Genomic DNA, 25,220 nt, shown 5'->3' with positions numbered 1-25,220 from the left:
CCCGATCCGTTCCCGTGAATGCGGCAGGATTATCCAACCCTGCCGCGAAAAGCCACTATGTCTAGGCGCGCGCCAGATCGAGATAGATGCCTTGCAGGCGGCGGGTGATCGGCCCGGGCTTGCCGTCGCCGATGGTGCGGTCGCCGATCCGGATGACGGGCGTGACGAGGCTCGACGCGCTGGTCAGAAAAGCCTCCTGCGCGGCGGCCGCTTCTTCTACCGTGAACAGCCGCTCCTCAAGCGTGAGATTTTCTTCCTCGATGATTTTCATCACCGCCCGTCGTGTGCAGCCCGGCAGCACAGCGTGCGAATTGGGCCGGGTGACGATGACATTGTCGCCGGTGAGGATGAAAGCGGTGGACGAGGCGCCTTCGGTCACGAAGCCGTCTTCCACCAGCCATGCTTCGTGGAAGCCGTTGGCCTTGACTGCCTTCTTGGCCAGAACCTGGCCGAGCAGCATGACGGTCTTGATGTCGCGACGCGCCCAGCGATTGTCCGGCACGATATCCACGGCCACGCCGTTCTTCACCGAATTGGCGTTCACGAGGTTCTTGTTCTGGGTGAAGGCAATGAAGTTCGGCTTCATGTCCTCGCCATAGCCGAAGTCGCGGTCGGCCTCGCCGCGCGTGACTTGAAGGTAGATGACGCCCTCGGTGAGCCCGTTGCGGTCGCGCAGTTCCTGCTGGACCTTGACAATCTCGTCGACCGGCAGAGGCATCGGAATGGAGATTTCCTTCAGCGAGCGTTCGAGGCGCGCGAGATGGAGGTCGTTGTCGATCAGCTTGCCGTCGATAACGGCCGTAACTTCATAAATCCCGTCGCCAAAGAGAAAGCCACGGTCGAACACGGAAACCCTGGCCTCCTCTTCCGCGACATATTCGCCGTTGATGTAGATGGTCCTGCTCACAACTCTCGCCTTTGAAAAATGCTGACGGCGGACGCTAGGAGATCGTCCCGATCTCGTCCAATGCATTGTTTTCCAAGGCTCATGCAGATTTTGCATGACATTGGCGGCAGGGAAGCGCACAGACAGAAACAGATCGGGCGAGAAGCGCATGGAGGACATTCCGTGGAACTGAAATGGCTCGAGGATTTCACCTGTTTGGCAACAACACTGAGCTTTTCCAGAGCCGCGGAGGAGCGGCGCATCACGCAATCGGCGTTCAGCCGACGCATCAAGCAACTCGAAGCCTGGCTTGGGGTCACGCTCGTCAGCCGCGCCACGTTTCCGGCGGAACTGACGAAGGAGGGCAGGGCCTTCCTGCCGGTGGCGCGGGAGACTATCCGCAATTTCTACGCCACGCGTGAGGCGTTGCAGCCGCTGAAAGGCGTGCAGGAACCGGTTGTCACCTTCTCGGCGCTGCACACGCTGACGGTCGTGTTCTTTCCCGAGTGGCTGAAGCGCATGCGCCGGCGTTTCGGCGATGTGCGCACGCGGATGAGCCCGGACAAGGGCGGTATCGAAGAAAATATCGGCACGCTGGTGGAAGACGAGGCGGATTTCCTGCTCACCTATGCGCATTCGTCTGTGCCGTTCCTTCTGGAAAGCACAAGCTTTCCGCATCTGGTGCTCGGCACCGAGCGTCTGCTGCCGGTAAGCAGCCCGGCGCCCGAGGGGCCGTTGCTCGATCACGCCATAGGCGAGGGAACGCCTTTACCTTATCTCGATTACGGCGATTTTTCCTTTTTTGGGCTCGCATTGACGAAACTGTTCGCGAGCCGCCCGCGCTTTCAGCGCAAGGTGGTGCATGAAAACACGATCTCGATCGGGCTTAAGAGCATGGCGCTTGCCGGCTGGGGCGTGACCTGGCTGCCCGAAGGATTGATCCGCGAGGAACTCGATACCGGCACACTGGTGCGCGCATCCGACGATCGTTCATGGGATATCGAAGTGGAGGTGCGCATCTATCGGCACGCCGCTCAAGGCCGTGCCATCGTGGATGATTTCTGGCAGGCGGTGCGTGACGATCTCGAAGGCAGGCCGCTATAGGGCGCGCCGTGCAACCATCCTGAGAGCCGCGGTTTGCCGGCGACCTATGGCGACATTGGCCGTCGGATGGCTCAGTGTGGACGGGGTGGACGAATGCGAGGGTCGGGGTGCCCCATTGCCTCCGGTCGCGCCTGCCTGCGCTGCCGGATCACCGCGCGCACCAGCGCTCCGGGGCTGCGGAAACCGGCCTCGTAAGCCGCCAGAAGTTGTAAGGCTATATCTTCGATTTCTGCTTTTTCGGTCGCGGAAAGCTCCCGCACCGCGATCTTGAGCGCTGTGTCGAGCACCGCCAGATCAACCGGAGAATAAATTCCCGATCTGAGGAAGAGATCCCGCATCTGACCCTCCATCGATCGAAGTTAACAGCAGCTTCGCTGGCGGTACAATAGTCCACTTGTATTTTCCTGCGATGACATGATGCGATGTACGATGACGACCGCAAAGTACGGGATCGGATGCCGGTCCTGCGCGCAGTCGTCGCAGGCAAGCGTTGGAAGCGGGGATTGACAGCGGAAGACTTTCTGGAATTATGTATACCAACAACGGATAAATCAACGACTGCCAGGGAGGAAACGATGAAGATCTGCATTTATGGCGCAGGCGCGATCGGCGGCTTTATGGCGGTCATGCTCAAACGCGGCGGGGTCGATGTCTCGCTGGTGGCGCGCGGACCGCATTTGAAGGCCATTCAGGAGAACGGACTCAAGCTCCTCATGGGCGAGGAGGAAATCGTCGAGCGCATGCCGGCGACGAACGATCCGCGCGAACTGGGCGAGCAGGATTATGTGATCGTGGCGCTGAAGGCGCACCAGGCCTGGGAATCGGCGGAAAACATGGTTCCGCTTCTGGGCAAGGACACCGCCGTGGTGACGGCGCAGAACGGCGTGCCCTGGTGGTATTTCTACGGACTGGACGCCTCTCTTGCCGATCACCGGCTGCAAAGCGTCGATCCCGGCAATCGTCAGTGGAATATCATCGGGCCGCAGCGCATCATCGGCGCGACCGTCTATCCGGCAACCGAAATCATCGAGCCGGGTGTGGTCAAGCACATCTATGGCAACCAGTTTGGGCTGGGCGAACCGGACCGCAGCGAAAGCGAGCGGCTGCGCAAGCTGGCGGCGGCCCTCGACGCAGGCGGCCTGAAGACGCGCTTCTACGACGACATCCGCAACGATATCTGGATCAAGCTTTGGGGCAATCTCTGCTTCAACCCGATCTCGGCACTGACCGGCGCGACGCTGGACGTGATCGCCACCGAGCCGGGAACGCGGGGACTGGCGCGCAACATGATGATCGAGGCGCAGGCGATCGCCGAAAAGTTCGGCGCGACCTTCCGTGTGGATGTCGAGCGGCGCATCAACGGCGCGGCAGGTGTCGGCGCGCATCGCACCTCGATGCTGCAGGACGTCGACAAGGGCCGTCCGATCGAGCTCGATGCGCTGCTGACGGCGGTGCAGGAAATGGGCCGGCTTGCAGACATCGACACGCCCTTCATCGACAGCGTGCTGGCGTTGGCCCAGCAGATGGCGCGGGTGCGCGGGCTTTATCCGACATTCCCCGAAACCGCTCAGGCCACGCCGGCCGAGCCGGCGACGGCATCCTGATGGCAGCGAAGGGGAGAGACAAGATGCAGCATTGGGTACGCTTTCTGGACAATGAGGAAGAGCACTTCGGCCAGCTCGACGGCCAGGAAATCATCGTGCATCGCGGTTCGATGTTCGACGCGCCCGAGCCGACCGGAACACGCAGGCCACTCGACGCGGTCGAAATCCTGTCGCCCTCGCGACCGTCCAAGGTGATTGCGCTGTGGAACAATTTCCATGAACTGGCGGCCAAGCTGAACGTGCCGGAGCCGCCCGAGCCGCTTTATCTGCTCAAGGCGATTTCCAGCGTGGCGGCCCCCGGCGCCACGATCCGCCGGCCAGCCTCCTATGAGGAGCGCGTGGTTTATGAGGGCGAACTCGGTATCGTCATCGGGCGACCCGTCGCCAACGCTTCGGAAGAAGAGGCGGCGGAAGCGATCTTCGGATATACCTGCGTCAACGATCTCACCGCCGGGGACATCATCAACCGCGACAAGACCTTTGCCCAATGGGCGCGGGCCAAGAGCTTCGACGGCTTTTGCCCGTTCGGCCCGGCGATTGCCACCGGTATCGATCCCAACGCGCTCAGTGTGCGCACGATCCTCAACGGTGCCGAACGGCAGAACTACCGGCTCGATGACATGATCTTTCCGCCCGCGAGGCTGGTTAGCGCATTGTCGCGCGACATGACCCTGCTGCCGGGCGATCTCATCTGCTGCGGTACGTCCCTGGGCGTCGGCTCGATCAAGGACGCGACCAACACGGTCGAAGTGGTGATCGACGGCATCGGTACGCTGTCCAACACTTTTGTCCAGTAATCCCTGTCCCCGCATCCTCCCAAATGCAAAGCAGCCGTTCCCGTTAAGGAGCGGCTGTTTTGCCTGAAGACAGAGCATGAGCCCAAACCGAAGGATCGCGCCTGCAAAACCGGGCGCCGATTTTCGGAAAAAGATCATGCTTAAACCCTGGTGACGATCGGAAAACGTCGTCGGACTCTGAGGCGGCTCAGGGCTGGATGGAAGCGGCTTTCACCTGAATGGAGATGACGTTTCCATGGATCGTCATCATCTTCCGGCTTTTGTTCCTGAAGAAAGATCCCGAAAAGTCAAAAACCTTTCGGGATCATGCTTTCCCTGAAACGACGCTGGAAGCTGGATCAGGCGGCCTTGAGTTGCAGCGCCTTACGCATCGTCTCGCCGACCAGATGCGGACTGGAGGCAATAATGGCTCCGGCCGCGGCAAGCGCGTCGATCTTGCTTTGCGCATCGCCAACGCCCTTCTGGAAGGCGCCGGCATGGCCCATGCGCCGCTCGGCGGGAGCGTGGCGGCCGACGACCAGTGCCACGACCGGGATGTCCGGTCGGGTCTCGGCGACGAATTCGGCCAGTTCCTGCTCCTCGGCGCCGCCGATCTCGCCGATCACCACCACGCCCCCGGTGTCGGGGTCGCGCAGGAAAAGCTCGAAACAGTCGCGCATGGAAAGGCCATGGATGGCGTCGCCGCCGATGCCTACCGTGGTGGACTGGCCAAGGCCGGCGCGGCTCAACTGCGCCGTCACCTCACTGGTCAGCGAAGCAGAGCGCGAGATGACGCCGATTTCGCCCTTACGCTCGCTGCCGGTCGCCATCACGCCGATCTTGCACAGGCCAGGCGCCAGGATGCCCTGCGAATTGGGGCCGACAAGCACGGTGCGGCTGCCTTTCAGGCAGTCGCGCACGCGCAGCATGTCCTGCACCGGCACGCGTTCGGTCAGCGCCACGACCAGAGGCATTTCGGCCTCGATCGCTTCGATCATCGCGTCGGCTGCCGTTGGCGGCGGCACGAAGATCATGCTGGCATTTGCGCCGGTCACGGTTATGGCCTCGGCCACGGTGTCGAATACGGGCAGGTTGAGGTGGTGACTGCCGCCTTTGCCCAGACGTACGCCACCGACGACATTGGTGCCATATTCCATCATCGCCGCCGAATAATGGGTGCCGGCCCAGCCGGTCATGCCTTGGCAGATCACGCGGGTATTGTGGTCGACGAGGATCGCCATGATGTCCTCCCTCAGGCGTTCGCGGCGGCAACGGCGCGGGTGGCGGCCGTCCACATGTCGGGACAGTCGATCACCTTGCAGCCGAAATTGTCGAAGCGGAAACGGGCATATTCGGCATTGTTGCCGTCCAACCGCACGACTGTGGGGCAGGAGCGGCCGGTGCGCCGCATGGCCACCCCGAGCCCGTCGGCGATGATGTCGCATGGCTGCATTCCGCCGCCATGCACGTTCACCAGAATGGAACGCACCGCCGGGTTGTTGAGCAGGAGCGTGAAGCCGAAGGCCACGTCCAGGCTGGTGGCGGTGGTGCGTATATCCATGAAATTGGCAGGCCGGCCGTTGGCGGCGCGCACCATGTCGAGGGTGGCGAGGCCAAGGCCTGCGCCGTTGACGACAAGACCGACATTGCCGTCCATGCGCACATAGTTCAGGTTGCGCCGCTGCGCGACGATCTCGATCTCGTCGCCATCCTCGTCGGCAAGGGCGGCAAGGTCGGGGTGGCGGAACAGTGCGTTGTCATCGAGGATGATCTTGGCGTCCAGCGCGACGAACTCGTCGCGCGCCGTGACGGCGAGGGGGTTGATTTCGATCAGGGTGGCGTCGAGTTCGGTGAAGGCGCGACGCAGCCGTTCGAGCAAGTCCGCGAAGCGGTGCGCAAGCTCCGCGCCCAGTCCGATGCGCATGGCCAGCTCGAGTGCCTGCTTGCGATCCAGTTCCCGGCCTGCGCCCAACGGCAGGCTTTCCAGCCGCGCTTCCCCGCGCAAAAGCCTGTCTTCGATATTGTCGCTGCCTTCGGCCCCGGCCAGCACGACGACCTCGCCGGTGACAGCGTCGATCGAAAGCGACAGATAGAGATTGCGTGAGGACTGGATCGCTTCCTCGACCAGAACCTGCCTGACCTGCCGGCCCTGCGGCCCGGTCTGTGCGGTGGCAAGCCTGCTGCCAAGAAGGGCGCCTGCGGCCTGCGCGGCTTCTTCCGCGCCGGCCACCAGGCGAACGCCGCCTGCCAATCCACGGCCGCCGGCCTGGATCTGCGCCTTCACCGCGAGGTGGCTGGAACCGAGGCCACGGGCCGTGGCAAGCGCGTCCTCGCTGGTCAACGCCACCTGTCCCTTCGGCACGGCTATGCCATAGCCAGCCAGTTGCGCCTTGGCCTGAAACTCCTGGAGCTTCATGGTCGCCACCTCCCTCGCAGGCGCCGGCTACTGCCTGGCCGCCGAAAATTGCTATCGGATCGGGTGACGGCGGCGCCCGTTGGGGCGCCGCCGGGAGCTTTTTGAGCGGTTTATTCCGCAGCGATCGAAACGACTTCGCCGATCGCGCCGCTGGCACCGATTTCGTCGATGCGCCGGTCGTCAAAGCCGAGCACATCGCGCAGGATTTCCTGCGTGTGCTCGCCCAGAAGCGGCGAACGCATCACCTCGGTGGGGCTGTCGGAGAGCTTGATCGGGTTGCCGACCGACAGATACTTGCCGCGCACCGGGTGATCGACCTCGACGATGGTGCCGGTGGCGCGCAACGACTGGTCCTCGGCCAGTTCCTTCATCGACAGGATCGGCCCGCAGGGGATGTCCTTCGCATTGAGGATGTCCATGACCTCGAACTTGGTCTTGGTCATGGTCCATTGCTCGATGCGCCCGAATATCTCGGTCAGACGCGGCAGGCGTGTGGCCGGCTTGGCGTAGTCGGGATGGGTCTTCCATTCCGGTTCGCCGATGACGTCGCAGATCGCCTCCCACACCGGAGCCTGGGTGATGAAGTAGATGTAGGCGTTGGGGTCGGTTTCCCAGCCCTTGCACTTCAGGATGCGCCCTGGCTGGCCGCCGCCGGAATCGTTGCCTGCGCGCGGCACCGCATCACCAAATGGAATGCCTTCGCCGAACTGGCTGTATTCCTTGAGCGGGCCGTGCTCGAGACGCTGCTGGTCGCGCAGCTTGACACGGCAGAGATTCAGCACGCCGTCCTGCATGGCCGCCGAGACCTTCTGGCCGCGGCCCGTCTTTGTGCGCTGGAACAGGGCGGTGACGATGCCGAGGCACAGGTGCAGGCCGGTGCCGGAATCGCCGATCTGCGCGCCGGTGACCAGTGGCAGCTCGCCGAGGAAGCCGGTGGTGGAAGCCGCGCCACCCGTGCACTGGGCGACGTTTTCATAGACCTTGCAGTCCTGATACGGGCCGGGGCCGAACCCCTTGATCGAAGCGACGATCATAGCGGGGTTCAGTTCCTGGATGCGCTCCCAGGTGAAGCCCATGCGGTCGAGCGCGCCGGGGGCGAAGTTCTCCACCATCACGTCGCATTTGCGGATGAGCTCTTCAAGCACCTCCTTGCCGCTCTTGTTCTTGGTGTCGAGCGTGATGGACCGCTTGTTGTGGTTCAGCATCGTGAAATAGAGGCTGTCGGCATTGGGCACGTCGCAGAGCTGGCCACGCGTGATGTCACCGACGCCGGGTCGCTCGACCTTGATGACGTCAGCGCCGAACCAGGCCAGCAACTGCGTGCAGGTCGGTCCTGACTGGACGTGGGTGAAATCGAGGATACGGACGCCTTCTAGCGCTTTCATGAGTGTTCTCCCTAGTTCTTCCGGACCGTGCTTTGCGGATTGAGGTTGCCGATGCGGCCGCTTTCGGTGCCCGCTGCCGGGTCGATCACAGCGTTGATGAGGGTAGGCTTGCCCGAATCCATGGCTTCGCTGACTGCGCGATAGAGTTCGTCGGGCGTCGTCACATGCACGCCGACGCCGCCGAAGGCCTCCATCATCTTGTCGTAACGGGCATTCTCGACGAAGACGGTGGTCGCCACATCCTCGCCGCCGGACGGATTGACGTCGGTGCCGCGATAGATGCCGTTGTTGTTGAAGATGACGACGCAGACCGGCAAATTGTAGCGGCAGATGGTTTCCACCTCCATGCCGGAGAAGCCGAAGGCGGAGTCGCCTTCCACCGCAAGCACCGGCTTGCCGGTCTCGATAGCGGCGGCGATGGCGAAGCCCATGCCGATACCCATCACGCCCCAGGTGCCGACATCGAGCCGCTTGCGCGGCTGATACATGTCGATGACGCCGCGGGCGAGGTCGAGCGTGTTGGCGCCTTCGTTGACGAGGATGGCGTCTGGCCGCTCCTTGATGACTGTGCGCAACGCGCCGAGCGCGCCGTGGAAGTCCATCGGCGTCGAGTTCTTCTTCAGCCGCGAGGCCATCTTGCCGATATTCTCGTCTTTCTTGGCATTGATGGCGGCGAGCCAATCCGCCGGCGGCTGGGTCCAGTTCTTGCCCAGGGCATCGCGCAAGGCGGATATGCACGAGCCGATGTCGCCCACCACCGGTGCGACGATCTCGACGTTCGAATCCATCTCCTTGGGCTCGATGTCGATCTGGATGAACTTCTTGGAGTGCGGTTCGCCCCAGCTCTTGCCCTTGCCGTGCGACAACAGCCAGTTGAGGCGCGCGCCGACCAGCACCACCACGTCGGATTCCTTCAATACCGTGGAACGCGCGGCACCCGCGGACAGGGGATGGGTGTCGGGCAGCAGGCCCTTGGCCATGCTCATCTGCAGGAACGGAATACCGCTGGTCTCGACGAAGTCGCGGATTTCGTCGTCGGCCTGAGCGTAGGCCGCACCCTTGCCGAAGATCACCAGCGGCTTCCTGGCGCCCTTAAGCACCTCGATGGCACGCTGTACGGCCGAAGGCGCGGGAAGCTGCGCCGGCGCCGGATCGATGACCTTGACCAGAGACTTGCGGCCGGCCTCGGCATCCATCACCTGCGGGAAAAGCTTCGCCGGCAGGTCGAGATAGACGCCGCCGGGGCGGCCGGACACGGCGGCGCGAATGGCGCGCGCAATGCCGATGCCGATGTCCTCGGCATGCAACACGCGGAATGCCGCCTTGCACAGCGGCTTGGCGATGGCAAGCTGGTCCATCTCCTCATAGTCGCCCTGCTGCAGATCAACGATCTCACGCTCCGACGAGCCCGAGATCAGGATCATAGGGAAGCAGTTGGTGGTGGCGTTGGCAAGCGCGGTCAGGCCATTGAGGAAACCCGGCGCCGAAACCGTGAGGCAGATGCCCGGCTTCTTGGTCAGGAACCCGGCGATGGCTGCCGCATTGCCGGCATGCTGCTCGTGCCTGAAGGAGATGACGCGTATGCCTTCGGCCTGCGCCATGCGCCCGAAATCCGTGATCGGAATGCCGGGCACGCCATAGATGGTGTTGAGGCCGTTGAGTTTGAGTGCGTCGATTATGAGGTGAAAGCCGTCCGTCAGTTCCCGTTCGGGCTCCTGCCTGGACGTGGCCTCCTCGACTTTTGCGACGATAGTCATTTGTGCCAATTCCTCCTGAAGCATGCCGTTTTTTATAATTTTGGAATTATCTGGCGTGGTTCGCCCCGGTCGAAGCCGCCCGTCTCGTCACACCGCCAGTTTCCCGGTCCTTTTGCGCGGCGGGTCGGTTCCCGCTCGGTGCCGCAGCCTTTTTGGTTGCGCGGCGAACTTTGCGAAGCTCTCTCCCTTGCCGCCGGACTTCCAGGCAAGCTGGCATAATAAATACCAGAAGTCAAATGCCGGCGGCTCGATCGGAAGAGGTTGGAGCGAAGCCGCGATATTCCCTGCAATGCTTGGTTTTCGCAGAAGCACGCTTCCAGCGTGATTGCGGTATGCAAGAAGCGCGCAGCAGCCATGCAGGCGCGCTCCTTGAGTATTGGAATCTGGTATGCCAGATAAGCGTCAAATTTCAACAACAAAACAATAAAAGGAGTTCAGGCATGTCGATCCAGACGATCACCACGAGCAATGTTCGCAAGGGCAACAAGGGCATCATCGAGACCGTGCTCGCTTTCCTCGACAAGGTTGCCGAGCGCAATGCGCGCAACAAGAACTACGAGCCTTTCGGCCTGTAAAACCAGCGAATATCTGGAATTGAGCATGAACGGCCGCCGGGAGTGATCCCGGCGGCCGTTGCGTTTTGATGCGCCGACTTTCACCTTTGCCGGCTGACGAAATGAATCCTCCCTCTTGCCAAGTGGTATAATAGATACCAGTATGGCCCTCCAACGCGCGGCACCAAGCCAACAAAAAGCGTAGGAAAGGGGAAGGAAATGACCCAGACAATGCAGGCAGATTCTAGAATGCCGCTTGTCAGCGATCGATACAGGTGGGGCCAGATCGCGATAGGCGTTGTGTGCATGGTTATGATTGCCAACCTCCAGTATGGTTGGACGTTTTTCGTTCCGGAAATCAACAAAGAGTTCGGTTGGGGAAGGTCTGAGATTCAGTGGGCCTTCACGCTTTTCGTTTTGTTCGAGACCTGGCTGGTGCCGGTCGAGGGCTGGTTCGTGGATAAATACGGACCCAAGGTTGTCATTATATTCGGTGGCGTGCTGTGCGCCCTCGGATGGGTAGTCAATTCCATGGCCGACACCATGTTCCTGCTGATCGTGGGGCAGGTTCTGGCCGGTATCGGTGCGGGCGCGGTCTACGGTACATGCGTGGCCAATGCGCTCAAGTGGTTCCCGGACCGTCGCGGTCTGGCCTCCGGTCTCACGGCGGCGGGCTTCGGTGCGGGTTCGGCGCTGACGGTGTGGCCGATCCAGGCGACGATCGCCAATTTCGGCTTCCAGAATGCGTTCCTGTATTTTGGTCTCGGTCAGGGCATCATCATCATCATTCTGGCGTTCTTCCTGTTCGCGCCGGAAGAGGGGCAGGTTCCCGAGCCGGTGAACAAGGGGCCGATCCTGCAGTCGCGCCGTCAGTTCACCCCTTCGGAAGTGCTCAAGCACCCGATCTTCTGGCTCATGTATGTCATGTTCGTGGCAGTCGGCGCCGGTGGTCTGGTGGTTACGGCGAACCTTGCGCCTATGGCGAAGGACCTCGGCGTGGCCGACATCCCGATGTGGCTCGGCATTCCGGCCCTGACGCTCGCGGCCACCATCGACCGCGTGCTGAACGGTGTCACCAGGCCGATCTGCGGCTGGATTTCCGACAAGATCGGGCGCGAGAACACGATGTTCATCTGCTTCGCGCTCGAGGCGATAGGCATCTATCTGCTCTATCTCTACGCCCATGTTCCGGCGATGTTCGTGCTGCTCAGCGGTGTCGTGTTCTTTGCCTGGGGCGAGATCTATTCGCTCTTCCCATCCACCTGCACCGACACGTTCGGCTCCAAATACGCTGCGACCAACTCCGGCCTGCTCTATACGGCCAAGGGTACCGCCGCGCTGCTGGTCCCGTCGGGTACGGCGCTTGCCGCGAGCGGCAACTGGGACAACGTCTTCATCATCGGCGTCGTTCTCAATGCGGTTGCGGCGGTCCTGGCGATCGCCGTGCTCAAGCCCTGGCGTGCGGGTATTATCCGCAGGTCCGAGGCGGCGGACTTGCAGGCCGCCTGAATGCATGCGCCCGGGCCGGAGCAACCGCTCCGGCCCGGGCATTTTTCGTGAAATTCAGCGGCGGGCGTCTGCTTGCCGGATCGGGGCGGCGCAAAGCCGTCCTCATTGCCGATGGCCCCGGCACCCGGATGGGTGCCTGGACCGGAAACTGTCGAAAGACCGTCACTGGTCAAGTCCGGCCCGGCACCTTCATCAGCCGCGCGTTTTGTCGGTAACGGGCTTGACAGTGACTGGTCTGGTATACAAAATGCCAATTAGACGCCCGAGCAGAGATCGTGGCGCGAACCGATAAAGGCACCGGGTGCCGATACCGCCAAGGAGGAGAGCATGCTTGAGAAAACCGCTATTCGAGGCGTTCTGGAGAAGGTTAAGGCGGAAGGCCGGCAGGCGCTGACGGCGCCGGAAGGCAAGCTGCTCTGCGACGCTTACGGCATTGCCGTGCCGCAGGAAGGCGTCGCCGGCAGCGCGGACGAGGCTGCAAGCCTTGCCTCCGGCATGGGCTTCCCCGTCGTCATGAAAATCGTCTCGCCGGACATTCTGCATAAGACCGAGGCCGGCGGCGTCATCGTCGGCGTGAAGTCGGCAGAGGAAGCGAAGGCGGCATATGACAAGATCGTCGCCAACGCCAAGGCCTACAAGGCTGATGCCGAGATCGCCGGCGTGCAGGTGCAGCAGATGCTGGCCGGTGGACAGGAAGTCATCATCGGCGCCGTCACCGACGGCAGTTTCGGCAAGCTGGTGGCCTTCGGCCTCGGCGGCGTGCTGGTCGAGGTGTTGAAGGACATCACCTTCCGTCTGGCCCCGGTCACGCGCGACGACGCGCTGTCCATGCTCGACGGTATCCAGGCCGCCGAAATGCTCAAGGGCGTTCGCGGCGGCGATCCCGTCAATCGCGATGCGCTGGCCGACATGATCGTGCGCGTCTCCAATCTGGTGAACGACTATCCCGAGATCGTCGAACTCGACCTCAATCCCGTCTTCGCCACCAAGGATGGTGCGATTGCCGCGGACGTGCGCATCGTGGTCGACTATGACCAGCCTGCTCCACGCCCGCGTCCGAGCCAGGAAGAGATCGTCACGGCGATGAACCGTATCATGCGGCCGAAGGCCGTGGCCGTGATCGGCGCTTCCGCCGAAGACGGCAAGATCGGCAATTCGGTGATGAAGAACCTCATCAACGGCGGCTACAAGGGCGAGATTTATCCGATCCATCCCAAGGCCGACGAGATCCTCGGCTACAAGGCGTATCGCAGCGTCAGGGATGTGCCCGGCGAAATCGACACGGCGATCTTCGCCATTCCCGCCAAGCTGGTGGCCGGCGCGCTGACCGAGTGCGGCGAGAAGAAAATCCCCGGAGCGGTGCTTATTCCGTCCGGTTTTGCGGAAGCCGGTGCGCCGGAACTGCAGGAAGAGATCGTCAAGATCGGGCAGAAGTACAATATTCGTCTGATGGGGCCGAACATTTACGGCTTCTACTACACGCCGTCGAACCTGTGCGCGACCTTCTGCACCGCCTATGACGTGAAAGGCTCGGCCGCGCTGTCGTCGCAATCAGGCGGCATCGGCATGGCCATCATCGGCTTCTCGCGTTCGGCCAAGATGGGCGTGTCGGCGATCGTCGGCCTTGGCAACAAGTCCGACATCGATGAGGACGACCTGCTCGCCTTCTTCGAGCAGGACGACAACACCCGCATCATCGCCCAGCACTGCGAGGACCTGAAGGACGGGCGTGCCTTCGCCGAAGCGGCAAAGCGCGTGTCCAAGAAGAAGCCGATCGTCGTGCTGAAGGCGGGCCGCACTTCCGCCGGCGCCAAGGCCGCATCCTCCCACACCGGGGCGCTGGCGGGCAACGACAAGATCTATGACGACGTGTTCAAGCAGTCCGGCGTCATTCGGGCCAGGTCGTTGCGGCAGTTGCTCGAGTTCGCGCGCGGCGTGCCGATCCTGCCCACGCCCAAGGGCGAGAACGTGCTTATCATCACCGGTGCCGGTGGCTCGGGCGTGCTCTTGTCGGACTCCTGCGTGGACAACGACCTCAAGCTGATGAGCATGCCGGACGATCTTGACGCGGCGTTCCGCAAGTTCATCCCGCCCTTCGGCGCGGCCGGCAACCCGGTGGACATCACCGGCGGTGAGCCGCCCCAGACCTACAAGAACACCGTGCGCCTGGGACTGGAGGATGACCGTATCCACTCGCTGATCCTCGGCTACTGGCACACGATCGTGACGCCGCCGATGGTCTTCGCCAAGCTGATGGTGGAAGTGAAGGAAGAGATGGCCGCCAAGGGTATCGAAAAGCCCATGGTCGCCTCGCTTGCCGGCGACGTGGAGGTCGAGGAAGCTGCCGAATATCTCTACCAGAACGGCATTCCGGCCTATGCCTACTCGACCGAACTGCCGGTCGAGGTGCTCGGCGCCAAGTACAAGTGGGCGCGCGGCGCGGGTCTGCTCTGATCTAAGCTGATCTGAACCCGGACTGATTTCGCATCCTGAACCCCGGCGCATCGCGCGCCGGGGCCACCCGAAATTTGCTCGAATTTTGCAGGGGTTTTCCGCGATGAATATCCATGAATACCAGGCCAAGGAGGTGTTGCGCTCCTTCGGCGTGCCGGTGCCGCAGGGCTTCCCGGCCATGACCATTGAAGAGGCGGCCGAGGCAGCCGGCAGGCTTCCCGGACCGGTCTATGTCGTCAAGGCGCAGATCCATGCCGGTGGACGCGGCAAGGGCAAGTTCAAGGAGCTTGCCGCCGACGCCAAGGGCGGCGTGCGCCTGGCCAAGTCCTTTGTCGACATTCGCGCCGACGCGGCCGAAATGCTCGGCAATACGCTGGTGACGTTGCAGACCGGCGCCGCCGGCAAGCAGGTCAACCGCCTCTATGTCGAAGATGGTTCGGAGATCGAGAAGGAGTTCTATCTCTCCCTTCTTATTGACCGGGCGACCAGCCGTGTCTCTTTCGTGGTGTCGACCGAAGGCGGCATGGACATCGAACAGGTGGCACATGACACGCCTGAGAAGATCGTCACCTTCTCGGTCGATCCGGCCACCGGCATCATGCCGCATCACGGTCGCCGGGTCGCCAAGGCGCTCGGGCTGGAAGGAGAGCTTGCCAAGCAGGCGCATGCGCTGACGCAAAAGCTCTATACGGCATTCATCGCCAAGGACATGGAGATGCTGGAGATCAATCCGCTGATCGTGTCGCGCGGCGGAGCACTCAAGTGCCTGGACGCCAAGCTTGGTTTCGATTCCAACGCACTTGCCCGTCATCCCGACATCGCCGCCATGCGCGACGAGACGGAAGAGGACGCCAAGGAGATCGAGGCCTCCAAATACGATCTTTCCTATATCGCGCTCGACGGCTCCATCGGCTGCATGGTCAACGGCGCCGGACTGGCGATGGCCACCATGGACATCATCAAGTTCTATGGCGCAGAGCCCGCCAACTTCCTCGATGTGGGTGGCGGCGCGACGGCCGAGAAGGTGACGGCCGCCTTCAAGATCATCACCTCCGATCCGAATGTGAAGGGCATTCTGGTCAACATCTTCGGCGGCATCATGCGCTGCGACGTCATCGCCGAGGGCGTGATCGCAGCGGTGAAGGAGGTGGGCCTGAAAGTGCCGCTCGTGGTGCGGCTGGAAGGCACCAATGTGGAACTGGGCAAGAAGATCATCGGGGAGAGCGGCCTGAACGTGATTGCCGCCGACGACCTCGATGACGCGGCCCGCAAGATCGTCAAGGCGGTAGGAGGAGGCCACTAATGTCCATTCTGATCGACAGGAACACGCGTGTTCTGTGCCAGGGTTTCACCGGCAAGACCGCCACCTTCCACAGCGAACAGGCGGCGGCCTATGGCACCAGGCTGGTCGGCGGCGTTTCGCCGGGCAAGGGCGGGGCCACGCATCTCGACCTTCCGGTGTTCGACACGGTGGCCGAAGCGCGCGATGCGACAGGGGCGGATGCCTCCATGATCTACGTGCCGCCCTTCGGCGCGGCCGATGCGATCTGCGAGGCGATCGATGCCGAAATCCCGCTGATCGTGTGTATCACCGAGGGCATTCCGGTGCTCGACATGCAGCGCGTCAAGCGTGCGCTCGTCGGCTCGAAATCGCGGCTGGTGGGGCCGAACTGTCCCGGCATCATTACCGCCGGTGAATGCAAGATCGGCATCATGCCGGGATCGATCTTCCGTCAGGGCTCGGTCGGCATCGTCTCGCGCTCGGGCACGCTCACCTATGAGGCGGTGTTCCAGACCTCGCAGCAGGGGCTCGGCCAGACGACCGCCGTGGGCATTGGCGGCGACCCGATCAAGGGCACTGAATTCATCGACGTGCTGGAACTCTTCCTCGCCGACCCGTCTACCGAGTCGATCATCATGATCGGCGAGATCGGCGGCAGCGCCGAAGAAGAAGCCGCCCAATTCCTGGCCGACGAAGCCAAGCGCGGGCGTTCCAAGCCGACGGTCGGCTTCGTTGCGGGCCGCACTGCCCCTCCGGGCCGGCGCATGGGCCATGCGGGCGCCATCATCTCCGGCGGCAAGGGCGGCGCGGAGGACAAGGTGGCCGCGATGGAGGCTGCCGGCATCCGCGTTTCGCCCACGCCCGCCAGCCTTGGTTCGACGCTGGTGGAATTGCTGGGTGGTCTGCGTGGCGGCCAGCGCATGGCGGCCAACGGCTGAAGGTTGCGTTTACAGTCTCCCCCCGTCGAGGGCAAAGCTCGGGACGGAGGGAGACGAACCATTGTTTCTTCCCGGCAATATGCTTGCAATTGCACGACCGGTGCGTTCATTGAGCGCACAATCCAGCCAGAGCGCCGGAATCCGGAAAAGGGGCCGTCCAGTTCGTCAGCGCCTGTTCTCAAGGCTCGGGCGGGTTTCGCTTTCAGGCTGAAAAGTGCTACAAGAACAATGGCATTACTTATTCCATAACATGGAGATCACCTCTCGTGGCTTCTAGAACTCAGATACGCTGGCCGCTTGCTGACGCAACCACTCCCGAGCTTGTTCTTGAACCTTTCAATTCGGAACCGACCTTCAAGACGCGTATCTACGCAACACTGAAGCATGCGATCGCGAATATGGAAATCTATCGCACCAGCGAGGACACCTGGCTGGACGAGCGCCAGCTTGCCGAAAAGCTGGGCGTGAGCCGTACGCCGATCCGCGAAGCCATCGCCATGCTGGAGCAGCAGGGTTTTGTGAAGTCGATCCCGCGCCGCGGCGTGATGGTGTTGCGCAAGACCAAGCGCGAGGTCATCGAGATGATCCAGGTCTGGGCGGCACTGGAAGGCATGGCGGCACGCCTGGTTTCGCTCAACGCCAGCGGCAAGGACATTGCCCGGCTGCGCAAACTCTTCGAGGAGTTCAACGACAGCCACAAGCCCTCCGACTATGTAGGCGAATATTCGACGGCCAACCTCACCTTCCACCAGACGCTGATCGAGATGACGGGATCGAGCGTGCTGCGGAGCATGACCGAGGACATCCTGCTCCACGTGCGCGGCATCCGGCAGATCACGATCGGCCGCGACGACCGTGCCTCGCAGTCGATCAAGGACCATCTGGCCATTATCGACGCGCTGGAACGGCGCGATACCGAGCTTGCCGAAAAGCTCAGCCGCGACCATACGCTTGGCCTCGCGGTCTATGTGGAGAAGCACAGCGAAGGCATCTTCGACTGAGCCTGGACCGACGCCGAATAACGTCAAATCATGTTTTGCGCCATGCGGACCGGCTGCATGGTGAGACCCGAGACTATATCTTCGGCTTTGGTCGCTGTCTTCGTGGCAGCCAAGGCGGTCTAATTTGCGCATAACCTGAAGATTTCCGTCCTCGGGTGAACGACATACTCTCCAAATTCTTTGAAACACGGGATGGCCGGAGCTTTATGAAGCTCTATGTCAGCATGATGGGTGCGCCGGCGACGTGGTAATTGAAGGGAACATTTGACACGCCGGAGGCTGGCAGGAACTAGCCTGGCCCGCACCCAATGGGGGTCGTGATGTCGAATGCTCGAAGAATTGTCGTACTGCTGGTTACGACCTGGGCCTTCATGATCTGTTTCGCGGTCTGGATGATGTTCGGCGTCATCGGCATCCCGATCCGCGAGGAGTTGGAACTCGACGCCACCCAGTTCGGTCTGCTGACGGCAACGCCGGTGCTCACCGGCTCGCTGTTTCGCCTGCCGCTCGGCATCTGGACCGACCGCATCGGCGGCCGCATCCTGATGACCCTGCTGCTCGTCATTTGCGCGATCCCGCTCTACATCGCCGCTTATGCGACGGCGCTGTGGCAGTTCCTGCTGCTTGGCCTGGCGCTTGGTCTGGTCGGCGCATCCTTTGCGGTGGGGACGCCCTATGTGGCACGGTTTTTCCCCGCCAGCCAACGCGGCTTCGCCATGGGCGTGTTCGGAGCGGGAACGGCAGGCGCGGCTCTGAATATGTTCGTCGCGCCCTCGATCATGGAGGTCTATGGCTGGCAGGCGGTACCGCGCGCCTATGCGGTGGCGCTGGTGGCGAGCGCCGTGCTGTTCTGGTTCTTGTCAGCGCCCGATCCGGGAGCCGGGAAAAGCGGGGCGTCCCTGGGCGCACAGCTTGCGGTGATGAGGGATCGCCGTGTCTGGAAATACTGCCAGTATTATTCGATCGTGTTCGGGGGCTTCACGGCCCTGTCGATCTGGATGCCGCAATATTTTGTCAGCGAATATGGTTTCGCCGTCGCGCAAGCCGCTTTGCTCGCAGCCTGTTTTTCGCTGCCGGGCGGGTTGTTGCGCGCGGTTGGCGGCCTGCTTTCCGATCGCTTCGGCGCGCATAGTGTGACCTGGTGGGTCTTGTGGACGGCGTGGATCGCGCTGTTTCTCCTGTCCTATCCGCACACGGATTTCTCGATCCGCACCATCGATGGTTCGCGCGATTTCACCATCGCCCTGTCGCCCTGGATGTTCACGCCGCTGCTGTTCGTCGTCGGCGTGGCCTTCGCCTTCGGAATGGCCTCGACCTTCAAATATATCGGCGACGACTTTCCCGAGAATATGGGCGTGGTGAGCGGCCTTGTCGGCATGGTCGGCGGTCTGGGCGGCTTCCTGTTGCCCATCATGTTCGGCGGCCTGCGGGACTGGCTTGGCTTCAATTCGAGCTGCTTCATGCTGCTCTACGGCATCGTCTCGGTGTCGCTGTTCCTGAGCTATCTGACCGAGGTCCGCCGCGCGCCCGTCATGGGGCACAAGCTGGATGGACTGGAACCATTCCCGCCACAGCAACCGACGCGGAAGGAGGAAGCCATATGAGCCATTTCCTGGAGCGCCTCACCTATCTCAGCCGGCAGCGAGAGCCGTTTGCCGACGGGCTTGGCGAAATGCGCGACGAGGATCGCGGGTGGGAAGAAAGCTATCGGCAGCGCTGGCAGCACGACAAGATCGTGCGCTCCACGCATGGCGTGAACTGCACCGGTTCCTGCTCCTGGAAAATCTATGTCAAGAGCGGCGTCGTCACCTGGGAAACGCAGCAGACCGATTATCCGCGCACGCGCTCAGGCATGCCCAATCACGAGCCGCGCGGCTGCTCGCGCGGAGCTTCCTATAGCTGGTATCTCTACAGCGCCAGCCGCATCAAATATCCGATGGTGCGCGGACGGCTGATCAAGGCCTGGCGCGAGGCGCGCAAGACGCATGAGCCCGTCGAAGCCTGGGCCGCAATCGTCGGCAATGCCGAAACCGCGAAAAGCTACAAATCCATGCGCGGCCATGGCGGCTTCGTGCGCTCGAACTGGGCCGAGGTGAGCGAGATCATCGCGGCCGCCAACATTCACACCATCAAGACCTTCGGGCCCGACCGCGTCATCGGCTTCTCGCCGATCCCGGCCATGTCGATGGTGTCCTATGCCTCCGGCGCGCGCTATCTCAGCCTCATCGGCGGAACGCTCCTGTCTTTCTACGACTGGTATTGCGACCTGCCGCCATCGAGCCCGCAGACCTGGGGCGAGCAGACCGATGTGCCGGAATCGGCCGACTGGTACAATTCCGGCTACATCATCGCCTGGGGCTCCAATGTGCCGCAGACGCGCACGCCCGACGCGCATTTCTTCGTCGAGGCGCGTTACAACGGCACCAATGTGGTGGCCGTCACGCCCGATTATGCCGAGGTGGCGAAGCTCTCCGATCTGTGGCTACATCCCAAGCAGGGCACGGATGCGGCGCTGGCCATGGCGATGGGCCATGTGATCCTCAAGGAGTTCTTCCTTGATCGCAAGACGCCCTATTTCGAGGATTATTGCCGTCGCTACACCGACATGCCGATGCTGGTGCGGCTCAGGCAGGATGGCGGCCGCTTCGTGCCGGATCGCTATGTGCGCCAGAGCGACCTTGCGGCGACGCCAAGGTCGCGTCGCAAGGCGCCGAAACCGGATCGCGCCGCATGGAAAACAGTGGCGGTGGCGGAGGAAAGCGGCGACCTCGTGGTACCGCAAGGCTCGATCGGCTATCGTTGGCCGGCCGATGGTGAGCCGGCGGGCCGCTGGAACCTCGAAGAGAAAGATGGCGAAACCGGCAAGGACGTGCGGCTGGCGCTGAGCCTTGCCGAGCGGCGCGACGAGGTCGTTTCAGTGGCCTTTCCCTATTTCGGCGGCAAGGCCAGCGAGCACTTCACCGCCAATGCGCAGGGCGGCGACGTGCTGTTGCGCAACGTGCCGGTGCGGCGCATCAAGCTCGCCGACGGCGAAGCCCATGTCGCCACGGTCTTCGACCTGCTTTGCGCCAATTACGGCCTGGACCGGGGTCTCGGCGGCGACTGCGCCGCAAGCTATGATGACAACGTGCCCTACACCCCGGCATGGCAGCAGGAGATCACCGGCGTGCCGGCCGAGCATGCCATCACGGTTGCACGCGGCTTCGCCAACAATGCCGAGAAGACCAAAGGCCGCTCCATGGTCATCATCGGCGCGGGCATGAACCACTGGTATCATCAGGATATGGGCTATCGCGCGATCATCAACATGCTGATGATGTGCGGTACGGTCGGCGTCTCCGGCGGCGGCTGGGCGCATTATGTCGGGCAGGAGAAGCTCAGGCCGCAGACCGGCTGGACCATGCTTACCTTCGCGCTCGATTGGGCGCGGCCGCCGCGCCATATGAACGGCACCTCCTTCTTCTACGCCCATTCCGACCAGTGGCGTTATGAGAAGCTGGACGTCGCCGAGCTGCTTTCGCCGCTGGCCGATCCGGCGTCGTATAGCGGCAGCATGATCGATCTCAATGTGCGCGCCGAGCGCATGGGCTGGCTGCCTTCGGCACCGCAGCTCGGCGTCAATCCGCTGACACTCGCGGCTCAAGCCGACAAGGCCGGTGTCGAGGTGAAGGAGCATGTCGTGGCCGGCTTGAAGTCGGGTGCGTTGTCCATGGCCTGCGAGGATCCGGACAATCCGCAGAATTTTCCGCGCAACCTGTTCATCTGGCGCTCCAACCTGTTCGGCTCGTCCGGTAAAGGGCACGAATATTTCCTGCGGCATTTCCTCGGCACGCGGCATGGCTTGCAGGGCAAGGACCTTGGCGAGGAAGGCCGTGAAAAACCGCATGAGGTCGCGTGGCGCGACCCTGCTCCCGAAGGCAAGCTCGACCTCGTCACTACGCTCGACTTCCGCATGTCCACGAGTTGCCTCTATTCCGACATCGTCCTGCCGACCGCCACCTGGTACGAGAAGAACGACCTCAACACGTCCGACATGCATCCCTTCATCCATCCGCTATCCACGGCGGTGGACCCGGTGTGGGAGGCGAAAAGCGATTGGGAAACCTACAAGCTCATCGCGCGGAAGTTCTCGGAGCTGGCGGCCGGTCATCTCGGGGTGGAAAAGGACGTGGTGCTGACGCCGATCCAGCACGACACGCCGGGCGAACTGGCGCAGCCCTTCGACGTCAAGGACTGGAAGAAGGGCGAATGCGATCTGGTGCCGGGCATCACCGGCCAGCAGATCACGGTGGTCGAGCGCGACTATCCCAACACTTACCGGCGTTTCACAGCGCTGGGGCCGATTGCCGACAAGCTGGGCAATGGCGGCAAGGGCATCGCCTGGCCGACGGCCGAGGAGGTCGCCGGTCTCGGCAAGCTCAACTATCGTGTCGAGGACGGTGGCCCGACCGCTGGACGTCCGCGCATCGACAGCGACATCGACGCCGCCGAGGTGATTCTCTACCTCGCGCCGGAGACGAATGGCGAGGTCGCCGTCAAGGCATGGCGGGCACTCGGCAAGGTCACGGGGCGCGACCATATCCACCTGGCAGAAACGCGCGAGGACGAAAAAATCCGTTTCCGCGACATCCAGGCACAGCCACGCAAGATCATCTCGTCGCCGACATGGTCGGGTATCGAGAGCGAGCATGTCAGCTACACGGCCGGCTATACGAATGTGAACGAACTAATCCCGTGGCGCACCATAACCGGCCGCCAGCAATTCTATCAGGACCATCGCTGGCTCCGCGATTTCGGAGAAGGTTTCGCCGTCTACCGGCCACCCATCGACACGCGCTCGCGGGCGGGCATGAGCGGCACGCGCTCCAATGGCGAAAAGGAGATCGTGCTCAACTTCATCACGCCGCACCAGAAATGGGGCATCCACTCGACCTACACCGACAATCTGCTGATGCTGACGCTGTCGCGCGGCGGGCCGATCGTGTGGATCTCGGAAAAGGATGCCCGGAAGGCCGGCATCGTGGACAACGACTGGATCGAACTTTTCAACCTGAACGGGGCGATTGCCGCGCGCGCGGTGGTGAGCCAGCGCGTACAGGAAGGCATGTGCATGATGTATCATGCGCAGGAGAAGATCGTGAACGTGCCGGGTTCCGAAATCACCGGCTTGCGTGGGGGCATCCACAATTCGGTGACACGCGCGGTTCTCAAGCCGACCCATATGGTTGGCGGCTACGCCCATCTCTCCTACGGTTTCAACTACTACGGCACCGTCGGGTCCAACCGCGACGAGTTCGTCATCGTGCGCAAACTCAGCCATGTCGACTGGCTCGACGCCAGCCATTCGATCCAAACCGCGCAGAGAAAGGTCCGCTGATGAAAATCCGTGCCCAGATCGCGATGGTGATGAACCTCGACAAATGCATCGGCTGCCACACCTGCTCGGTGACCTGCAAGCAGGTCTGGACCTCCCGGCAGGGCATGGAATATGCCTGGTTCAACAATGTCGAGACCAAGCCCGGCATAGGCTACCCCAAGGACTGGGAAAACCAGGAGCGCTGGCAGGGCGGCTGGAAGCGCAGGAAGAACGGCAAGATCGTGCCGAAACAGGGTGGGCGGCTGTCGATCCTCGCGAAGATCTTCGCCAACCCGCATCTGCCCGAGATCGACGACTATTACGAGCCCTTCACCTTCGATTACGAACATCTGCAGCAGGCGGCCGAAGCGCAGACCACCCCGGTGGCGCGGCCGCTTTCGCTGCTCACCGGCCAGCCGATGGACAAGATCGAATGGGGGCCGAACTGGGAGGAAATCCTTGGCGGTGAGTTCGACAAGCGCAGCCAGGACTACAATTTCGAGGCGGTGCAGAAGGACATCTATGGCCAGTTCGAAAACACCTTCATGATGTATCTGCCGAGGCTGTGCGAGCACTGCCTCAATCCGGCCTGCGTCGCCTCCTGCCCGTCGGGCTCGATCTACAAGCGCGAGGAAGACGGCATCGTGCTCATCGACCAGGACAAATGCCGTGGCTGGCGCATGTGCGTATCCGGCTGTCCCTACAAGAAGATCTATTACAACTGGAGCTCGGGCAAGGCGGAGAAGTGCATCTTCTGCTATCCGCGCATCGAGGCCGGCCAGCCGACCGTATGCTCCGAAACCTGTGTCGGCCGTATCCGTTATCTTGGCGTGCTGCTCTACGATGCCGACGGCATCGAGCAGGCGGCTTCGGTGGAGGACGAAAAAGACCTTTACGAGGCGCAGCTTCGGCTGTTTCTCGATCCCGATGACCCGGCCGTGCAGGCGCAGGCGCGAGCCGATGGCGTGTCGGAGGATTGGCTCGAGGCGGCGAAGCATTCGCCTGCCTACAAAATGGCGGTGGACTGGAAGATCGCCTTCCCGCTGCATCCCGAATACCGCACGCTGCCGATGGTGTGGTATGTGCCGCCGCTGTCGCCCATCCAGTCGCACGCCAATGCCGGCGCCATCGATACGGTAGGCGAATTGCCTGACGTGCGTTCGTTGCGCATTCCGGTGCGCTACCTCGCCAATCTGCTCACCGCCGGTGCGGAAGAGCCTATCGTCACCGCGCTGGAACGGCTGTTTGCGATGCGCATCCATTACCGCCAGCGCCAGCTTGGCGAGGCAGATGGACAGGAAGTGCTGGTTCAGGCGGGACTGAGCCGCGCGCAGGTCGAAGACATGCATCGCTACCTGTCTATCGCCAACTACGAGGATCGTTTCGTCATTCCGACCAGCCATCGCGAAGAGGCCGAGGACGTGTATGGGCTGAAAGGAGCCTGTGGCTTTTCCTTCGGGAACGGCTGCGACCACGGTCCTTCGCCGTCGAGCCTGTTCGGCGGCAGGATGGGTGAGCGCAAGATCGCTCCGATGCGGCCGCTGGACAATTGACGGAGACACCAATGAACCTTCTTTTCAAGGCATTCAGCGCGCTGCTTTCCTATCCGACCGCGGAGATGCGCGAGGCGCTGCCGGAGATCGCCGAGGTGGTCCGCGGTTCGGAACTGGTTGCGCCGCGCGAGCGTGAAGCGCTGCTCGACCTGATCGCCGAGATCGGCCGTGACGACCAGCTTGCGGCGGAGGAACGCTATGTCGACCTGTTCGACCGGGGCAGGGCGCTTTCGCTGCATCTGTTCGAGCATCTGCATGGCGAAAGCCGTGATCGTGGTTCGGCCATGGTCGAATTGAAGCAGCTCTATGCGGGCGCCGGCTATGGGCTGACGGCCAATGAGTTGCCGGATTACCTGCCGGTGGTGCTCGAATATCTCAGCCTGCGTGATCTGGGGGAAGCGCGCGAGATGCTTGCGGACTGCGCCCATATCCTGAAATCGATCGCCCGCTCGCTGATCGGGCGCGAGAGCCGCTATGCGGCGGTGCCGCAGGCGCTGCTGGTGATCGCGGGGCAAAAAGCGGTCGATGCATCGGCGATCCCGCCGGTCAGGGAACACCATCAGACCCTCGACCGCGACTGGTTCGAGCAACCGGCTTTCGGCGAAGCTGCGGACGCTGGCCGCACGGCACGATAGGGAGGAAGGA

The 25,220-nt window shown here is 62.4% G+C and carries 20 protein-coding genes; 13 read left to right on the top strand and 7 right to left on the bottom strand.

The window, feature by feature from the left end; genetic code table 11:
• Window positions 1-61 precede the first annotated feature (61 nt).
• Window positions 62-907, bottom strand: a complete 846-nt coding sequence (locus C7441_RS13075) for a D-amino-acid transaminase (protein WP_109613230.1) — start codon at window positions 905-907, stop codon at window positions 62-64.
• A gap of 162 nt (window positions 908-1,069) precedes the next feature.
• On the opposite strand from C7441_RS13075, the gene C7441_RS13070 reads away from it, so the two are divergent.
• Complete coding sequence (locus C7441_RS13070) at window positions 1,070-1,990, top strand: LysR family transcriptional regulator (protein ID WP_244916140.1); 921 nt, start codon at window positions 1,070-1,072, stop codon at window positions 1,988-1,990.
• 71 nt (window positions 1,991-2,061) lie between these two features.
• Here the strand turns inward: C7441_RS13070 and C7441_RS13065 are convergent, their stop codons facing one another.
• Window positions 2,062-2,328 (bottom strand): hypothetical protein, encoded by a 267-nt coding sequence (locus C7441_RS13065; protein ID WP_019170981.1) that lies wholly within the window; start codon window positions 2,326-2,328, stop codon window positions 2,062-2,064.
• Window positions 2,329-2,565: 237 nt separating this feature from the next.
• On the opposite strand from C7441_RS13065, the gene C7441_RS13060 reads away from it, so the two are divergent.
• Entirely contained in the window at window positions 2,566-3,594 is a 1,029-nt protein-coding gene (locus C7441_RS13060) for a 2-dehydropantoate 2-reductase (RefSeq protein WP_109613228.1), read from the top strand.
• Between the two features lie 23 nt (window positions 3,595-3,617).
• Window positions 3,618-4,391 (top strand): fumarylacetoacetate hydrolase family protein, encoded by a 774-nt coding sequence (locus C7441_RS13055; protein ID WP_109613227.1) that lies wholly within the window; start codon window positions 3,618-3,620, stop codon window positions 4,389-4,391.
• Between the two features lie 338 nt (window positions 4,392-4,729).
• Here C7441_RS13055 and sucD (C7441_RS13050) read toward each other — a convergent pair whose 3' ends face one another.
• The 5 genes from sucD (C7441_RS13050) to C7441_RS23760 all read right to left on the bottom strand — a co-directional run bounded on the left by sucD (C7441_RS13050) (window position 4,730) and on the right by C7441_RS23760 (window position 10,284).
• Complete coding sequence (gene sucD / locus C7441_RS13050; protein WP_109613265.1) at window positions 4,730-5,611, bottom strand: succinate--CoA ligase subunit alpha; 882 nt, start codon at window positions 5,609-5,611, stop codon at window positions 4,730-4,732.
• Window positions 5,612-5,622: 11 nt separating this feature from the next.
• The gene (sucC, locus tag C7441_RS13045; RefSeq protein ID WP_109613264.1) at window positions 5,623-6,786 is read right to left on the bottom strand and encodes an ADP-forming succinate--CoA ligase subunit beta; all 1,164 of its coding nucleotides are present in this window, start codon (window positions 6,784-6,786) and stop codon (window positions 5,623-5,625) included.
• A gap of 110 nt (window positions 6,787-6,896) precedes the next feature.
• Window positions 6,897-8,171: a formyl-CoA transferase gene (gene frc, locus C7441_RS13040; protein WP_109613226.1), complete on the bottom strand. Its 1,275-nt coding sequence runs from the start codon at window positions 8,169-8,171 to the stop codon at window positions 6,897-6,899.
• A gap of 11 nt (window positions 8,172-8,182) precedes the next feature.
• On the bottom strand, window positions 8,183-9,928 hold the full coding sequence (oxc, locus tag C7441_RS13035; RefSeq protein WP_109613263.1) for an oxalyl-CoA decarboxylase: 1,746 nt from the start codon (window positions 9,926-9,928) through the stop codon (window positions 8,183-8,185).
• Window positions 9,929-9,960: 32 nt separating this feature from the next.
• Complete coding sequence (locus C7441_RS23760) at window positions 9,961-10,284, bottom strand: hypothetical protein (protein ID WP_146201461.1); 324 nt, start codon at window positions 10,282-10,284, stop codon at window positions 9,961-9,963.
• 84 nt (window positions 10,285-10,368) lie between these two features.
• On the opposite strand from C7441_RS23760, the gene C7441_RS24490 reads away from it, so the two are divergent.
• The 10 genes from C7441_RS24490 (at window position 10,369) to narJ (ending at window position 25,210) form a co-directional block, all read left to right on the top strand.
• Window positions 10,369-10,503 (top strand): hypothetical protein, encoded by a 135-nt coding sequence (locus tag C7441_RS24490; RefSeq protein WP_019170974.1) that lies wholly within the window; start codon window positions 10,369-10,371, stop codon window positions 10,501-10,503.
• A gap of 198 nt (window positions 10,504-10,701) precedes the next feature.
• On the top strand, window positions 10,702-11,991 hold the full coding sequence (gene oxlT, locus C7441_RS13030; RefSeq protein ID WP_170125116.1) for an oxalate/formate MFS antiporter: 1,290 nt from the start codon (window positions 10,702-10,704) through the stop codon (window positions 11,989-11,991).
• Window positions 11,992-12,318: 327 nt separating this feature from the next.
• The gene (locus C7441_RS13025) at window positions 12,319-14,445 is read left to right on the top strand and encodes an acetate--CoA ligase family protein (RefSeq protein WP_109613224.1); all 2,127 of its coding nucleotides are present in this window, start codon (window positions 12,319-12,321) and stop codon (window positions 14,443-14,445) included.
• 103 nt (window positions 14,446-14,548) lie between these two features.
• Entirely contained in the window at window positions 14,549-15,748 is a 1,200-nt protein-coding gene (gene sucC / locus C7441_RS13020; RefSeq protein WP_109613223.1) for an ADP-forming succinate--CoA ligase subunit beta, read from the top strand.
• Window positions 15,748-16,665 carry a succinate--CoA ligase subunit alpha gene (sucD, locus tag C7441_RS13015; RefSeq protein ID WP_109613222.1) on the top strand — a complete coding sequence of 306 codons (918 nt, stop codon included), beginning with the start codon at window positions 15,748-15,750 and terminating at the stop codon, window positions 16,663-16,665. Before sucC (C7441_RS13020) ends, sucD (C7441_RS13015) begins: the two co-directional genes overlap by 1 nt.
• 266 nt (window positions 16,666-16,931) lie before the next feature.
• On the top strand, window positions 16,932-17,666 hold the full coding sequence (locus C7441_RS13010) for a GntR family transcriptional regulator (protein ID WP_019170969.1): 735 nt from the start codon (window positions 16,932-16,934) through the stop codon (window positions 17,664-17,666).
• Window positions 17,667-17,986: 320 nt separating this feature from the next.
• A complete protein-coding gene (locus tag C7441_RS13005; RefSeq protein ID WP_170125115.1) occupies window positions 17,987-19,270 on the top strand; it encodes an MFS transporter in 1,284 nt (427 codons plus the stop codon).
• Window positions 19,267-23,043, top strand: coding sequence for a nitrate reductase subunit alpha (locus C7441_RS13000; RefSeq protein ID WP_109613220.1), 3,777 nt, complete (start codon window positions 19,267-19,269; stop codon window positions 23,041-23,043). Before C7441_RS13005 ends, C7441_RS13000 begins: the two co-directional genes overlap by 4 nt.
• Window positions 23,043-24,575, top strand: a complete 1,533-nt coding sequence (narH, locus tag C7441_RS12995) for a nitrate reductase subunit beta (RefSeq protein ID WP_109613219.1) — start codon at window positions 23,043-23,045, stop codon at window positions 24,573-24,575. The genes C7441_RS13000 and narH overlap by 1 nt, the downstream gene beginning before the upstream one ends.
• An 11-nt stretch (window positions 24,576-24,586) precedes the next feature.
• Window positions 24,587-25,210, top strand: coding sequence for a nitrate reductase molybdenum cofactor assembly chaperone (gene narJ, locus C7441_RS12990; RefSeq protein ID WP_109613218.1), 624 nt, complete (start codon window positions 24,587-24,589; stop codon window positions 25,208-25,210).
• The last annotated feature ends 10 nt before the right edge of the window (window positions 25,211-25,220 follow it).

It is taken from the genome of Pseudaminobacter salicylatoxidans (assembly GCF_003148475.1).
Classification (GTDB): domain Bacteria; phylum Pseudomonadota; class Alphaproteobacteria; order Rhizobiales; family Rhizobiaceae; genus Pseudaminobacter; species Pseudaminobacter salicylatoxidans.
The sequence above is the reverse complement of the archived record's forward strand: the minus strand, read 5'-3'. Positions and strand labels throughout refer to the sequence as shown.

Bases quoted from the DNA above. Each gene is read 5' to 3' on its own strand.
- C7441_RS13065 (WP_019170981.1), bottom strand. From the start codon at position 2,328: ATGCGGGATCTCTTCCTCAGATCGGGAATTTATTCTCCGGTTGATCTG.
- C7441_RS13060 (WP_109613228.1), top strand. From the start codon at position 2,566: ATGAAGATCTGCATTTATGGCGCAGGCGCGATCGGCGGCTTTATGGCG.
- C7441_RS13055 (WP_109613227.1), top strand. From the start codon at position 3,618: ATGCAGCATTGGGTACGCTTTCTGGACAATGAGGAAGAGCACTTCGGC.
- sucD (WP_109613265.1), bottom strand. From the start codon at position 5,611: ATGGCGATCCTCGTCGACCACAATACCCGCGTGATCTGCCAAGGCATG.
- sucC (WP_109613264.1), bottom strand. From the start codon at position 6,786: ATGAAGCTCCAGGAGTTTCAGGCCAAGGCGCAACTGGCTGGCTATGGC.
- frc (WP_109613226.1), bottom strand. From the start codon at position 8,171: ATGAAAGCGCTAGAAGGCGTCCGTATCCTCGATTTCACCCACGTCCAG.
- oxc (WP_109613263.1), bottom strand. From the start codon at position 9,928: ATGACTATCGTCGCAAAAGTCGAGGAGGCCACGTCCAGGCAGGAGCCC.
- C7441_RS23760 (WP_146201461.1), bottom strand. From the start codon at position 10,284: ATGGCTGCTGCGCGCTTCTTGCATACCGCAATCACGCTGGAAGCGTGC.
- C7441_RS24490 (WP_019170974.1), top strand. From the start codon at position 10,369: ATGTCGATCCAGACGATCACCACGAGCAATGTTCGCAAGGGCAACAAG.
- oxlT (WP_170125116.1), top strand. From the start codon at position 10,702: ATGACCCAGACAATGCAGGCAGATTCTAGAATGCCGCTTGTCAGCGAT.
- C7441_RS13025 (WP_109613224.1), top strand. From the start codon at position 12,319: ATGCTTGAGAAAACCGCTATTCGAGGCGTTCTGGAGAAGGTTAAGGCG.
- sucC (WP_109613223.1), top strand. From the start codon at position 14,549: ATGAATATCCATGAATACCAGGCCAAGGAGGTGTTGCGCTCCTTCGGC.
- sucD (WP_109613222.1), top strand. From the start codon at position 15,748: ATGTCCATTCTGATCGACAGGAACACGCGTGTTCTGTGCCAGGGTTTC.
- C7441_RS13005 (WP_170125115.1), top strand. From the start codon at position 17,987: ATGTCGAATGCTCGAAGAATTGTCGTACTGCTGGTTACGACCTGGGCC.
- C7441_RS13000 (WP_109613220.1), top strand. From the start codon at position 19,267: ATGAGCCATTTCCTGGAGCGCCTCACCTATCTCAGCCGGCAGCGAGAG.
- narH (WP_109613219.1), top strand. From the start codon at position 23,043: ATGAAAATCCGTGCCCAGATCGCGATGGTGATGAACCTCGACAAATGC.
- narJ (WP_109613218.1), top strand. From the start codon at position 24,587: ATGAACCTTCTTTTCAAGGCATTCAGCGCGCTGCTTTCCTATCCGACC.